The sequence below is a fragment of the Oceanobacter sp. 1_MG-2023 genome, assembly GCF_030689025.1.
Lineage (GTDB): Bacteria > Pseudomonadota > Gammaproteobacteria > Pseudomonadales > Oceanobacteraceae > Oceanobacter.
Window position 1 is genome coordinate 35,923 of sequence record NZ_JAUYWA010000022.1, and the last position, 12,721, is coordinate 48,643.

The window sequence follows — 12,721 nt, forward strand, 5'->3', positions numbered from 1 at the left end:
CGGGGCGGGTATTTTACCCTTTAAACGAGTGAAGTCGATTCATGGCTTTGGCCATTTCGCCATTCAGGGCATCGGGTAGCACTTGAATGGCTTCATCGATTGCAGCCCGAATACTTTTTTCTTCGGCAATGGGGGCGCGACCCAACACATGACCGGTAACGCGAGATTTATCGCCGGGGTGGCCAATACCAATGCGCAAACGGTGAAAGTCCTTGTTATTGCCAAGCTGACTGATAATGTCGCGCAAGCCATTCTGGCCACCATGGCCACCACCGGTTTTGAAGCGTGCAACACCGGGAGGAAGGTCCAGCTCATCGTGAATAACAAGGATGTTATCTGCTTTGAGTTTGTAAAAATTAGCCAGTGCCGCAGTAGCAAGTCCGCTGCGATTCATAAAAGTGGTGGGCTTGAGTAACCAGCATTCATGGCCATTGATTCGGCCCTTGCCTGCGAGCCCATGAAATTTTTTGTCCGCTGACAGGGTGATACCGTGGCTACGTGCAATAGCGTCCAGGCACCAGAAGCCAGCGTTGTGGCGGGTATGTTCGTATTCGCTGCCCGGATTGCCCAGACCGACGATCAATGAAATTGGTGCAGTCACTTACTTGCCTCATCAACATAATGATTCGAGAACCGCTTGTCAGCTTGCGGCATCATAAATGCTGGTCAATCTGAAAACAAAAAAAGCGAGGATAAACCTCGCTTTTTTTATTACGACCAGACGAAATTATTCAGCAGCGTCTGCTGCTTCGTCTTCGTCGCTTTCTGTGGTGCCTTTAGGTACCAGAACAGACAGTACTGCAGCGTCGTAATCTGCGCCATGGCTCAGAGCCAGAGATTCAACACCTTCTGGCATTACCAGATCGCTCAAGTGAACAACAGTACCGACTTCAACGTCAGCCAGATCTACCTGAATAAATTCTGGCAGGTTTTCAGCTGTTGTGATGATGTCGATGCTGGTGACCTGGTGAGTCACTTTACCACCGCCCATTTTAACGCCAACGCAGGTATCTTCGTTGATGAAGTGCAGAGGGACGTGGGCCTTGATCTTGCTGTCTTTGTTAACGCGCAGGAAATCAGCGTGCCACAGGATGTCTTTGGCAGGATGGCGTTGCAGGTCTTTCAGGACAACCTGTTCAGACTTGCCAGCAATCTCCAGAGTAATGATGCTGTTGTAAAACGCTTCATTCTCCAGTCGTTTGTTGAATTCATTCGACTTGATGGTAATGGTTACAGGCTCTTCTGAACCACCATAAACAATAGCAGGAACGCCATTTTCACGACGCAGGCGGCGGCTCGCACCTTTCCCTGAATCTTCGCGAACAACAGCAGACAATGTGAAGTCTGACATAATAAATACCTCGTTAGCAGATAGAAAAACCGCCAGAACTTGCGACCAGTGCTGGCGGTTTTATTTAACCGGTAACACTGAGTGCTACCGGGTTCAGTACGTGTTCGTATGGTTAACGGAACATCGCGCTGATGGATTCTTCATTATTAACCCGGCGTACCGCTTCAGCCAGCAGACCAGCAATGGTCAGTTGGCGAATGGAACCGGTGGCGCGAGCGGCTTCAGACAGCGGGATGGTATCGGTAACCACCAACTCATCCAGTTCTGCATTGGCAAGCCGTTCAAGAGCGGGGCCGGATAGTACAGGATGTGTACAGTAGGCGACAACTTTTTCAGCACCAAATTCTTTTAATGCCTTGGCGGCATGGCAAAGAGTGCCGGCGGTATCGACCATGTCATCAACCAGTACACAGGTACGGCCTTTGACATCACCGATGATATTCATGACTTCGGCAACGTTGGCTTTCGGGCGACGTTTGTCGATGATGGCGAGGTCGACATCCATCTGTTTGGCGATGGCACGAGCACGGACAACACCGCCGATATCCGGAGAGACAACAATCAGGTTATCGTAATTCTGGCGTTCCAAGTCATCCAGCAATACCGGAGAGGCGTAAACGTTATCGACGGGAACATCAAAGAACCCCTGAATCTGGTCAGCGTGCAGATCAACCGTCAGCATACGGTCAATACCAGAACCTGCCATCATATCGGCAACGGCACGGGCACTGATTGGTACACGGGCACTGCGTGGGCGACGATCCTGACGGGCGTAACCAAAATAAGGTACAACGGCGGTGATACGTCCGGCAGAAGCACGACGCAAGCCATCGGCCAGCAGCAGGATTTCCATCAGATTATCGTTTGTGGGAGCGCAGGTAGGCTGGATTATAAAAACGTCTTTACCGCGTACGTTTTCATCGATCTCAATGGTGATTTCACCATCACTGAATTTTCCAACGCTGGCTTCACCGAGGGGAATGTCGAGACGTTCGACAACGAGTCGGGCCAGTTCCGGATTGGCATTACCGGTAAATACCATCAACTTAGACACAATAGTCCCCTTTGATGTCACTTTAATCTGAATTGGGAGAAAAAGAGTTGGCTGGGGTGGCAGGACTCGAACCTGCGGATGACGGGATCAAAACCCGTTGCCTTACCACTTGGCGACACCCCAATCTAGGACGGTCTGAATAATATCTTATGTGCTGGTGAGTAGTTAATACCCCGCGCAATAAAGCGTTCATATTCAGCCGGTAACTGCTCAGAAACCTTTGCGGCTTCTGCTTCCGAGTCGAAGCTTGAGAATATGCAAGCTCCGGTTCCCGTCATCTTAGCAAAGGAAAATTTATTTAGCAAATTCAATGCTTTACCAACTTCAGGATAAATCATTGAGACAACTTGCTGGCAATCGTTATTGCCCCCTTGCTCAAGTGCGAGGCGCATATTAATTACAGGAGTGTGTCTTGTCAAACACTTATGTGAAAAAACTTTTCCCGTGTTTACATGGACATCGGGCCGAACCACCAGAAACCACTTTTCTTCCAGCTCGGGTACCGGCGTTAGTTGTTCACCAACACCCTCAGCAAAGGCCGCCTGGCCCTGTACAAAAACCGGCACATCGGCTCCAAGGGTAAGACCCTGGGCAGCGAGCTGGTCGAGCGATTGATGGCACTGCCATAATTGATTCAGAGTGAGCAGTGTCGTGGCGGCATCGGAACTGCCACCACCAAGGCCACCTCCCATTGGCAAGCGCTTGGTCAAACGAATATCAGCCCCGGGCACAGTCCGGCCTTGTGTTTTGGCAAGATTCTGTAACAACCGCGCAGCACGAATAATCAGGTTGGATTCATGCTCAACACCATCAATGGCTGGTGTGAGTGTCAGCTGGTCATCCTCTCGGCACCGAAACTCCAGCCAGTCGCTGTAATCGAGAAACTGAAACAGGGTTTGCAGGTTATGGTAACCGTCGGGTCGCCGACCGGTAATATGCAGCATCAGATTGAGTTTGGCGGGTGCCGGTACTCTGACCCAGGGGTTGGCAGTATCAGTCATACAATGTCCATTCGTTAATCGCCAGAGTCAGAGAGTAATGGTAACCCTGGATCTTGATCAGTCCGGGCAGCCAGATGCCCTGTTGCTGTTGGTAGCGGCTAAAGCGCAAGGTCCAGCCGTTTTGCTGTAGATGACTGAGCAAACCATAATCATCAAACTGACTGGTGGCATCGCCATCCGGTGCCGGTTGCCCCTTGACCCAGTAACGAATACCACTCACCGGCAAGTACCAGCCAAGGTGATCCGCCATCAAGCTTTCTGCGTTGGCTGCGGTCAGGGGCTGGTCATGGTTTGGCAAGGTCAAGGTCGCGTTATGCTGATTACCCTCCAGGCGGGATGACCCCTGACCCATGGGGCCGGTAATAAACAGATCGTACTGCTGCTGGTCTTGTTGCCAGGTGAGGTAGCCGGTCACGCTGTCATTCTGTGTTGTGACCGATAATTTACCGCGCAGCTGCCAGTGTTGCAGTTGATTCAGCTGACGTTGTTGTAACTGCTGGTCACCGGGCAAGAGCGAACAGGAAGAGAGGGCGCTGACGAACAGCAGGAACAGCGGCACTACCCATCGGGAGCGGACGTGTGGCGCAGCGTGCGCCATCAATATCGGATTACTGATCATTCAGATCGACCTTCAGACGCTGCAGCGTGTTCTCGATAATGGTGCTGTCAGGCTGATCTTGCAGCCCGGACTGCCAGACGGCCTTGGCCTGTTGTTGCGCCCCGGTGATCCAGAGCAGTTCGCCGTAATGAGCGGCGATTTCATGATCGGCAATGATAGTAAAGGCTTGCTGTAGCAAGGGTTCGGCTTTCTGGTAGTCTCCCAGCTTAAAGTAGGCCCAGCCCAGGCTGTCGATAATGGCTGGACTGTTGGGACGTAATGCCAGCGCCCGTTGCAGCAGCGGCAAGCCGTCCTCAATACGATGCAAGCGGTCGACCAGAGTATAGCCGAGGGCATTGAGGGCATCGGCGTTGTCGGGTTGCAGCTCAATAACCCGCCTCAGGTCCTGTTCCATGAGTGGCAGGTTATTCATGCGTTCGGCGACCAATGCCCGGTAGTAGATAACCTTGGCATCATTGGGGTTGTCATTAATAAGCCGGGTATAACGATCCATTGACTCCTGATACTGGCCATAGTCGGTCAGCAGGCTGGCTTCCAGTATGGTCAGTTCTGTGTGTCTTTTGGGGAAGCTCTGGCGCAAGGTTGTCAGGTAAGCAACGGCGCTCTGGATACCTTGTTGCTCGGCGATCAGTGCCGCGGCATTCAGGTGGGCGGGCATAAACTCTCGGCTGTCTTTAACCTGGATATAATACTCAAGCGCCTGATCCGGTTGATTAAGCCGCTCTGACAGTTGTCCGAGATAAAACAGTGCCTGATTCTGATGCGCGCCACTCTCCAGCAGACTGACCAGATGCTGGTAAGAGGACTGATCTTCTCCCATATCAAATTCAATCAGCCCCAATGACAGCAACACGGTATGGTCGCCAGGGTATTGCTGGTGCAAGTCACTGAAAGCCTGTCGGGCGAGCAGGATCTGGTCGGTATTCAGCAAGAGCCGGGCACGCAGCACTTGCATACCTTTATGGTCAGGGTGTTGTTGCAGGACTTGCTCGACCCAGGCCAGAGCAGCAAGTTTGTCACTTCTTGCTGCCAGCATTCGCGCCTTGAAGACCGATGCCGGCAGATTTGCGCTATCCAGTACCAATGCCTGGTTGAAATGCTCAAGGGCGCTGGTATCGTTGCCGGTACCTTGTTCCAGAATTCCCACCGCAGTCCAGAGCGACGGATTATCAAGATCTTCCTGCAGTGCTTGTGACAGAGCATCAAGCAATGGCCTGCGATCACTTTCTGCACCGAGAGACGCAGTAGAAGCCAGTAATTCGTAATGACTGTCACCGGTGAGCGCCTGCAATTTTTGTAAATGTCCCAGCGCATCAACAAACTGCCGTTGTGCCATATACAACTGCGCCAGTTGCCAATGGACCTCGGCGTTGTCAGGATCGGCAGCAAGCCAGATATTGGCGGCCTGGATCGCTTGCGGATACGCTCCCATATATTGGGAGACCTGGGTAGCTCGGGCAGCAATTTGTGGATTGCCGGTGCGCTTGGCGGAAGCAAGATAACCGTCACGAGCACGTTCGAACTGCTGACGCTGTCCGGCAAACTCGGCGGTGAGCAGTTCGACCAGTTCTGTCTGGCTGAAATTGGCCACTCTTTCGTCTTCGACTTCGTCAGCAGCAACAGCGGTTTCTTCTGGCTCGATCGATTGTGTGATTGCCGGAGTACTGGCAAGAGGCTCATCAGGCTGCATTTGTTGGCTGGCACAGCCCGGCAACAAGATGCCGAATGCCAGGGTTGTGAGGAGCCAATGAGAGAGAGAGGCACCTTTACTACCGGCTGAATGCAGTAAAGATGTCGCGTTCGGAGCGGCTGTCAACGATGTTGTGAACACTCTGTTTCTTCCGGAACGAGGGCCTTCAGGAGTCGATAACACCTGAATTGCCAGAAAATTTTGTGTCTATTTAGGGTTAGATGACACACTAAGTCAAAGATTTAAGCGGTAAAGCCAAGCGCTGGCGTTTATAATCCGCGCTTTTCGATCAGGGGTAGCACACAGCGTAATGGGTATCTGGGTTCTGGGAATTAACCATAAGACCGCACCGGTGTCCGTGCGTGAACGCGTTGCATTTAATCCCGCTACCATGCCCGCCGCTCTGGTCGACATTTGCCAGGACAAGGCGGCTGCCGAGGTTGTCATTCTTTCAACCTGCAACCGTACTGAGATCTACGGATCGTCTGCAGAGTTCCGTTGGACACACGTTAGAGACTGGCTTGCCGGGCATCATGGGCTGGATGCACGAGAATTGGATAACGCACTTTACTGTCTCGAAGGCGAAGAAGCGGTACAACACACCATGCGAGTCGCCAGTGGGCTGGACTCATTGGTACTGGGTGAGCCACAAATCCTCGGGCAAATGAAGTCCGCTTTCGCCGTAGCGCAGGAAGCGAGCAGCGTCGGGTCCGAATTGGGACGGCTGTTTCGCCAGACATTCTCGATTGCCAAACGCGTCCGCACCGATACCGCCATTGGCGAGAACCCGGTCTCGGTGGCCTTTGCTGCCGTACGGATGGCACAGCATATTTTTGCCGACCTGGGTCGCAGCACTGCGCTGTTGATTGGTGCCGGGGAAACCATCGAACTGGTGGCCCGGCATTTACGCCAGGCGGGTATTGAAAAAATCATTGTCGCCAACCGTACCCTGGCACGGGCGCAACATCTGGCCGAAGAATTTCACGCCGAAGCGGTGCTGCTGGAAGATATACCGGAAGTACTGACCGAAGCCGATATCGTGATCACCTCTACCGCCAGCCCGCTCCCGGTATTGGGTAAAGGCGCGGTTGAAAAAGCCCTTAAAAAACGCCGCCACAAGCCCATGTTCATGGTTGATATTGCCGTTCCCCGTGATATTGAGGCCGAAGTCGCCGACCTGAGCGATGTCTATTTGTACACCGTCGATGATCTGCGCAATATCATTGAAGAAAATGTCCGCTCGCGTGAAGACGCCGCGCAACAAGCCGAAGAGCTGATTCTGGCGGGCGTTGAACACTTTATGCGCGAGCTGAAAGTGCTCGATGCCGTTCATACCGTGACGGACCTGCGCTCTCATGTCGACACACTGCGTGAAGAACAGCTGATCAAAGCGATCAAACAACTGCAGAACGGTGCCGAACCCGAAAAAGTCCTGCGCCAGTTTGCCTATACTTTTAGCAATAAACTGCTTCATGCACCGACGATTGCCCTGCGTAAAGCAGCCGCCGACGGTCGCATGGATGTCTTCGACAGTACCCGTGAGCTGTTCCAGCTCAGTGATGCCGCCGATGCCGCCAGCAACAGCGATGATAGAACATGAAAGCCTCCCTTTTGCACAAACTGGAATCGCTCTCCGAGCGTTACGAAGAAATCGGACACTTGCTCTCCGACCCGGAAGTGATTAACGATCAGAACAAGTTCCGCCAACTATCACGAGAATACAGCGAGCTGGAAAGCCTGGCCCAGACCTTTGGCCGCTACCAGCAAGCACAAGCTGACCTGGATGAAGCTGATCTGCTGGCCAATGACAGCGACCCCGACATGCGCGCCATGGGCGAAGAAGAACAGCACGCCGCCAAGGCACAGCTGGAAGCCTTGAGCGGCGAGCTGGAAATCCTGCTATTACCAAAAGACCCGGACGATGGCCGCAACGTGATTGTCGAAATCCGGGCCGGCACAGGTGGCGACGAAGCGGCAATTTTTGCCGGTGACCTGTATCGCATGTACACCCGTTTTGCCGAAACCCAGGGCTGGCGCACCGAACTGATGAGCGCCAGCGAAGGTGAACACGGCGGCTTCAAGGAAGTGATCACGCGCATTGCCGGGACGGATGTTTACTCGCGGCTGAAATTTGAATCCGGTGCCCACCGGGTGCAGCGCGTACCAGAAACCGAAAGCCAGGGGCGTATTCATACCTCGGCCTGTACCGTTGCAGTGATGCCAGAAGTCGACAGTGAAGAAGAAATCGATATCAACAAAAATGATCTCCGTATCGATACCTTTCGTGCCTCCGGTGCCGGTGGTCAGCACATCAACAAAACCGACTCCGCTATTCGCGTAACGCATTTGCCGACAGGTCTGGTTGTCGAATGCCAGGACGAACGCTCGCAGCATAAAAACCGCGCCAAGGCACTGGCCGTTCTGGCGACTCGCTTGCGTGATGCCCAGCGGCAGGCAGCTCATGCCGAACTGGCAGCCACCCGCAAAAGCCTGGTGGGATCGGGGGACCGTTCTGAGCGAATCCGCACCTATAACTATCCGCAAGGGCGAGTCACCGACCACCGCATAAACCTCACCCTGTACAAGCTCGACGAGATTGTACAGGGAGACCTCAACCCGATTCTCGGGCCGTTGGCGCAGGAACATCAGGCTAACCTGCTGGCGGATATGTCCGGCCAATGAGTCAGACCATCGACGCCTGGCTGGCAGCTGCACGACAGCGGCTGGAAGCAAGCTGTCATGCCCATGACCCGCAAGACAGCAGCGCCCGGCTGGATGCCGAATTACTGGTTGGCCATGTACTGCAAAAGCCTCGTACCTGGCTTTATACCTGGGGTGACAAAACCCTGGCGGCCGCCGCGCGCGAGCAACTCGAACCGCTGTTAGTACGTCGCTGTGAAGGAGAACCGATAGCCCATATTCTGGGTCAGCGCGCGTTCTGGTCACTCGATCTGGAAGTGAATGCCAGCACTCTGATTCCCCGCCCCGATACCGAAACCCTGGTGGAATGGGCATTGGAATTACCCTTGCTGGCCACCGCTCGGGTGTTGGACCTTGGTACCGGCACCGGTGCTATTGCCCTGGCGCTAGCCAGCGAACAGCCGAGCTGGCAGGTATCCGGGGTCGATGTGTGTTTGCCCGCTGTTGAACTGGCACAGCGTAATGCCCGGCGTAACCAGATCAAGGCCACCTTCTTGCACAGCCACTGGTTTGACGCCCTGAGCGGGCAATTTGACCTTATCGTCTCCAATCCGCCTTATATCGACTCCGATAATCCGCATCTGGTGCAAGGGGATGTGGCCTTCGAGCCGCGCAGTGCCCTGGTTGCGGAACAACAAGGCATGGCAGACCTGAAATATATCATCAGCCAGGCACCGGCTTTTCTTAACGCCGACGGCTGGCTGTTGCTGGAACATGGCTATCAACAGGCAGAAGCAGTTGCCGCCTGTTTGGCGCAACAGGGCTTTGTCGATATCGATACCCGGCATGATCTGGGCGGCCAGCCACGCATTACTGGCGGACGCTGGCCTCAAATCCGGTTGGCCTGATGCGTATGACCCAAGCCATCCTGTCGAAGGAATAGAAAATGGACACTCTCTCAGATCAACAACTACTGCGTTACAGCCGTCATCTTTTACTGCCAGAGCTGGACCTCGATGGCCAACTGGCACTGTTACGCGCCCGGGTAATGATCATCGGATTGGGTGGATTGGGCTCTCCGGTTGCACTGTATCTGGCCGCCAGCGGTGTGGGCGAGTTGATCCTGGTCGATGACGATCAGGTGGAATTGTCCAACCTGCAGCGCCAGATTATCCACGGCGATGCCGACCTCGGGCGCGCCAAAGTCGATTCCGCCGCGACCAACCTGCGAGCACTCAACCCGGACTGCCAGGTAACAGCCATTCAGCGTCGAGCCGATCAAACCTGGTTGCAACAGCAACTGGATAGCGTCGATGTGGTACTGGATTGCACCGATAATGCCGATATTCGTTACCAACTGAATCAGGCCTGCCTGACAACCTTGACGCCATGGTTATCGGCTGCCGCTACGGGCACACAAGGCCAATGGATCTGGTTTGACCCAAGAGACAGCAACAGCCCGTGTTACCGCTGTCTCTACCCGGACCTGAACAGTGATGGACTCAGTTGCGCCGACAGTGGCGTGCTGGCCCCTCTGGTTGGGGTTATCGGTTCATTACAGGCATTGGAAGCGCTGAAATTTATTGCCCGGATCGGTGACACCCGCCCAGGTCGACTGAAGACATTCGATGCCCTGACAGGGGATCAGCGTTGTTGGGAATTACCCGGCAACCCGCATTGCCCGGATTGTGGTCAATCGGAGTAGTTGTTTACTATTTGTGATCAGAGCAGCAAAGTGTGGCAGAAGACCGATTCGTTTCCACGTTAGCTCTCAAAAGGCGCTTCCATGATCTTATATAAGTACATGTCCTTTGAAACTGCATGTAAGGTCATTGATACTCTATCATTAGGCTTTTCATGCCTCGAAGATTTGAATGATCCATTTGAATGTACCGCTTTTGGTTTTACGAATAATGGGACGGAGATAAATTCTGATTTAGCTACAGCGGCAGCGGCGTGCAGGAACAGATTTTCCAGAAAATACGGAATCTTGTCTTTAACCAGGCAGCCGCTAAATAGTTTGATGTGGTCACACTATGGAGATGAACATCAAGGTGTTGTCATAGGAATTGATGTTGATATTGCTGGATTTTCTTGTGTCGAAAAATGCGTTATTCCTAGTCAATATGGCGAAGTGATTTACTCTGCAACCAAACCACATAAAGACTTGCCAGTTATTAGTGCAGATACTCTCATGGAAATTGGGCAAGAATTGAGATTTGATCCAGATGCATTTAATCTTGTGAAAAGGGCATTCTTATACAAGTCAATCGAATGGGGTTACGAAGAGGAAGTAAGAGTGGTTAAAAAAATATCAGGAATTTCTTTGGGTTATCATATCGGACAAGGTCGTCACGATGAGTGGAATAAAATAACTATTTCTGGTAGGCCTCTATATTTTTTTGATATACCAGAAAACTCAATAAAAGAAATATATTTGGGGCACCATATTCGTAAGAATGTAACAAAGAAAAATGTATTGACTGGAGAAGAACTCAAGGGTTTATTAAATTCTTGGAGAGAAAAAGGTATCAAGGTCATGCGATGTAATCCTGATTTGCATTCATGGAATCTGATTGCTAAACCGTAATCCAGCTAAAAAGGGGAGCAACCTCCCCCTGTAATTATTAGGCTTCTAGCCGGGCACCAAATACATTCCGCCAATCTTTTAGTAACCGCTTACTTCGTGATCACCAGTACCCTAATATACCCCACCAAATCGCCCCAACCAACGTCCAGATAATCAGGTTTACCACGCTCATTACCAGGCCCATGATCCACCAGTCCTCCATGGAGACGTAGCCAGAGCCAAAGATAATTGGTGAGGTGCCGGTGGCGTAATGGGTGAGGGACATCATCAGGGAAGAGGCGCCAGCCATCAGCAAGGCAAGGAACATGGGTGGTGCTCCCAGCGCCAGCCCAGCAGCATAAAATGCGGCAAACATGGCGGTAATATGCGCGGTGGTGCTGGCAAAAAAGTAGTGGGCGTAAAAATACACCGCTACCAGAATCAGCACCGATAATTGCCAGTTAAAACCAAAGTCGGCGATATGGCTCTCAACCTGATGGGAAAACCAGCCAACCAGCCCCAGTTTATTCAGGAAGGTTGCCATCATAACCAGTGCTGAGAACCAGACGACGGTGTCCCAGGCGGATTTTTCTTTCAGTATATCGTCCCACTTCAATACGCCAGACACCAGCAAGACCGATAACCCGAGAAAAGCCACGGCGGTGGTATTAACGGCAAAGGCATCGCCAAACAGGATGGCAGGCAACCCGGCCCACAAAATCAATAACAGGGCAAAAACACCAACCATGATTTTTTCGTCAAAATGCATGGGCCCCATATCATCCAGCTGCTGATGGGCAAAACGGCGGGCGTCGGGTGTTTGGGTAATTTCTGGTGGGTAAATCCAATAGATAATCAGCGGCATCAGCAGAATACATACCAGCCCGGGCAATAATGCGGCCAGCGCCCAGGTTGCCCAGCTGATACTGATCGCCATGCCGGTAGCATCGGCGACGAGTTTGACAACCAGCGGGTTCGGAGCCGTGGCGGTAATAAACATGGCAGAGGTAATAGGGTTGCTGTGGTAGTTCACCAGTGCCAGGTAATGGCCTATTTTCCGTTGTGTTCCTTGCTCCGGGCAAGAGCCAAAACTGCCGGCAATGGATTTCATGATGGGATGAATAATGCCACCACCACGGGCAGTATTGCTGGGGGTGACGGGGGCCAGCACCAGTTCGGATAACGCCAGGGCATAACCGACTCCGAGGGTTTTACTGCCAAATAAAGCAATAAAATGATAGCCAATCCGATTGCCAAGACCGGTTTTAACCAAGCCTCGGGAAATCATGATGGCGATACCAATCAGCCAGATCAATGAGTTGGAAAAACCACTGAGAGCGTCTGCAATGGCTCCTTTGGGGCTGTCGTTGGTGACGCCGGTGATAGCAACCAGGGTGATGGCCAGCATGGCGATGGCACCAATGGGCATCACCTTACCGATAATGGCAGCAATGGTACCCACAAAAAGCGCCAATAAATGCCAGGCTGAAGGCGAAACGCCTTCAGGCACAGGAATAACAAACCAGATCAGTAAAATAATGATGAGGCTGACCGTGGCCGGAATGATTTTAATGCCTCCAGCTTGCATATTCAGATCCTTATTCAGTGGACAAAAGGGTGTGAGTTAATGCGTTATAAATAATGCTTCTGGATTGATGTTACCTATAATAACAGGCTGTGCTTCGATAATGTTTATAGCAGTTTATGCTTGCCTGCTATTAGTTGGTCTGAGTCATTATGGCTCAATGGTGTTGTTATGGTCAGCCCGATTATTCACCCAGGTATCGATGAATAATC

At 52.4% G+C, this 12,721-nt stretch carries 12 protein-coding genes and 1 tRNA gene; 5 read left to right on the top strand and 8 right to left on the bottom strand.

The annotated features are described in order from the left end of the window. Positions 1 to 13 precede the first annotated feature (13 nt). The 7 genes from pth to Q8W22_RS13305 all read right to left on the bottom strand — a co-directional run bounded on the left by pth (position 14) and on the right by Q8W22_RS13305 (position 5,715). Positions 14 to 601 carry an aminoacyl-tRNA hydrolase gene (gene pth, locus Q8W22_RS13275; protein ID WP_303433017.1) on the bottom strand — a complete coding sequence of 196 codons (588 nt, stop codon included), beginning with the start codon at positions 599 to 601 and terminating at the stop codon, positions 14 to 16. Between the two features lie 126 nt (positions 602 to 727). Continuing rightward, complete coding sequence (locus tag Q8W22_RS13280) at positions 728 to 1,351, bottom strand: 50S ribosomal protein L25/general stress protein Ctc (RefSeq protein WP_303433016.1); 624 nt, start codon at positions 1,349 to 1,351, stop codon at positions 728 to 730. A 112-nt stretch (positions 1,352 to 1,463) separates the two neighbouring features. Next, positions 1,464 to 2,405: a ribose-phosphate pyrophosphokinase gene (locus Q8W22_RS13285; protein ID WP_303433015.1), complete on the bottom strand. Its 942-nt coding sequence runs from the start codon at positions 2,403 to 2,405 to the stop codon at positions 1,464 to 1,466. A gap of 48 nt (positions 2,406 to 2,453) precedes the next feature. Beyond that, a tRNA-Gln gene (locus Q8W22_RS13290) sits at positions 2,454 to 2,528 on the bottom strand. Between the two features lie 2 nt (positions 2,529 to 2,530). Next, positions 2,531 to 3,406: a 4-(cytidine 5'-diphospho)-2-C-methyl-D-erythritol kinase gene (gene ispE, locus Q8W22_RS13295; RefSeq protein ID WP_305452638.1), complete on the bottom strand. Its 876-nt coding sequence runs from the start codon at positions 3,404 to 3,406 to the stop codon at positions 2,531 to 2,533. Then, positions 3,399 to 4,025: a lipoprotein insertase outer membrane protein LolB gene (gene lolB, locus Q8W22_RS13300; protein ID WP_305452639.1), complete on the bottom strand. Its 627-nt coding sequence runs from the start codon at positions 4,023 to 4,025 to the stop codon at positions 3,399 to 3,401. Before lolB ends, ispE begins: the two co-directional genes overlap by 8 nt. Beyond that, complete coding sequence (locus tag Q8W22_RS13305; protein ID WP_305452640.1) at positions 4,015 to 5,715, bottom strand: tetratricopeptide repeat protein; 1,701 nt, start codon at positions 5,713 to 5,715, stop codon at positions 4,015 to 4,017. The genes lolB and Q8W22_RS13305 overlap by 11 nt, the downstream gene beginning before the upstream one ends. A gap of 310 nt (positions 5,716 to 6,025) precedes the next feature. On the opposite strand from Q8W22_RS13305, the gene hemA reads away from it, so the two are divergent. The 5 genes from hemA (at position 6,026) to Q8W22_RS13330 (ending at position 10,945) form a co-directional block, all read left to right on the top strand. Further along, positions 6,026 to 7,315 carry a glutamyl-tRNA reductase gene (gene hemA / locus Q8W22_RS13310; RefSeq protein WP_305452641.1) on the top strand — a complete coding sequence of 430 codons (1,290 nt, stop codon included), beginning with the start codon at positions 6,026 to 6,028 and terminating at the stop codon, positions 7,313 to 7,315. Next, complete coding sequence (gene prfA, locus Q8W22_RS13315; protein WP_303433010.1) at positions 7,312 to 8,397, top strand: peptide chain release factor 1; 1,086 nt, start codon at positions 7,312 to 7,314, stop codon at positions 8,395 to 8,397. The genes hemA and prfA overlap by 4 nt, the downstream gene beginning before the upstream one ends. Beyond that, the gene (gene prmC / locus Q8W22_RS13320; RefSeq protein WP_305452642.1) at positions 8,394 to 9,263 is read left to right on the top strand and encodes a peptide chain release factor N(5)-glutamine methyltransferase; all 870 of its coding nucleotides are present in this window, start codon (positions 8,394 to 8,396) and stop codon (positions 9,261 to 9,263) included. The genes prfA and prmC overlap by 4 nt, the downstream gene beginning before the upstream one ends. 38 nt (positions 9,264 to 9,301) lie before the next feature. Next, positions 9,302 to 10,060 carry a molybdopterin-synthase adenylyltransferase MoeB gene (locus Q8W22_RS13325; RefSeq protein WP_305452643.1) on the top strand — a complete coding sequence of 253 codons (759 nt, stop codon included), beginning with the start codon at positions 9,302 to 9,304 and terminating at the stop codon, positions 10,058 to 10,060. An 81-nt stretch (positions 10,061 to 10,141) separates the two neighbouring features. Further along, a complete protein-coding gene (locus Q8W22_RS13330) occupies positions 10,142 to 10,945 on the top strand; it encodes a DUF2971 domain-containing protein (protein WP_305452644.1) in 804 nt (267 codons plus the stop codon). Between the two features lie 100 nt (positions 10,946 to 11,045). Here the strand turns inward: Q8W22_RS13330 and Q8W22_RS13335 are convergent, their stop codons facing one another. Beyond that, positions 11,046 to 12,512: an anion permease gene (locus tag Q8W22_RS13335; protein WP_305452645.1), complete on the bottom strand. Its 1,467-nt coding sequence runs from the start codon at positions 12,510 to 12,512 to the stop codon at positions 11,046 to 11,048. Positions 12,513 to 12,721 lie beyond the last annotated feature (209 nt).

What these genes read in the sequence shown, in the direction of transcription:
- Q8W22_RS13280 (WP_303433016.1), bottom strand. Translation starts at nt 1,351, where the DNA reads ATGTCAGACTTCACATTGTCTGCTGTTGTTCGCGAAGATTCAGGGAAA.
- ispE (WP_305452638.1), bottom strand. Translation starts at nt 3,406, where the DNA reads ATGACTGATACTGCCAACCCCTGGGTCAGAGTACCGGCACCCGCCAAA.
- lolB (WP_305452639.1), bottom strand. Translation starts at nt 4,025, where the DNA reads ATGATCAGTAATCCGATATTGATGGCGCACGCTGCGCCACACGTCCGC.
- Q8W22_RS13305 (WP_305452640.1), bottom strand. Translation starts at nt 5,715, where the DNA reads ATGCAGCCTGATGAGCCTCTTGCCAGTACTCCGGCAATCACACAATCG.
- hemA (WP_305452641.1), top strand. Translation starts at nt 6,026, where the DNA reads ATGGGTATCTGGGTTCTGGGAATTAACCATAAGACCGCACCGGTGTCC.
- prfA (WP_303433010.1), top strand. Translation starts at nt 7,312, where the DNA reads ATGAAAGCCTCCCTTTTGCACAAACTGGAATCGCTCTCCGAGCGTTAC.
- prmC (WP_305452642.1), top strand. Translation starts at nt 8,394, where the DNA reads ATGAGTCAGACCATCGACGCCTGGCTGGCAGCTGCACGACAGCGGCTG.
- Q8W22_RS13325 (WP_305452643.1), top strand. Translation starts at nt 9,302, where the DNA reads ATGGACACTCTCTCAGATCAACAACTACTGCGTTACAGCCGTCATCTT.
- Q8W22_RS13330 (WP_305452644.1), top strand. Translation starts at nt 10,142, where the DNA reads ATGATCTTATATAAGTACATGTCCTTTGAAACTGCATGTAAGGTCATT.
- Q8W22_RS13335 (WP_305452645.1), bottom strand. Translation starts at nt 12,512, where the DNA reads ATGCAAGCTGGAGGCATTAAAATCATTCCGGCCACGGTCAGCCTCATC.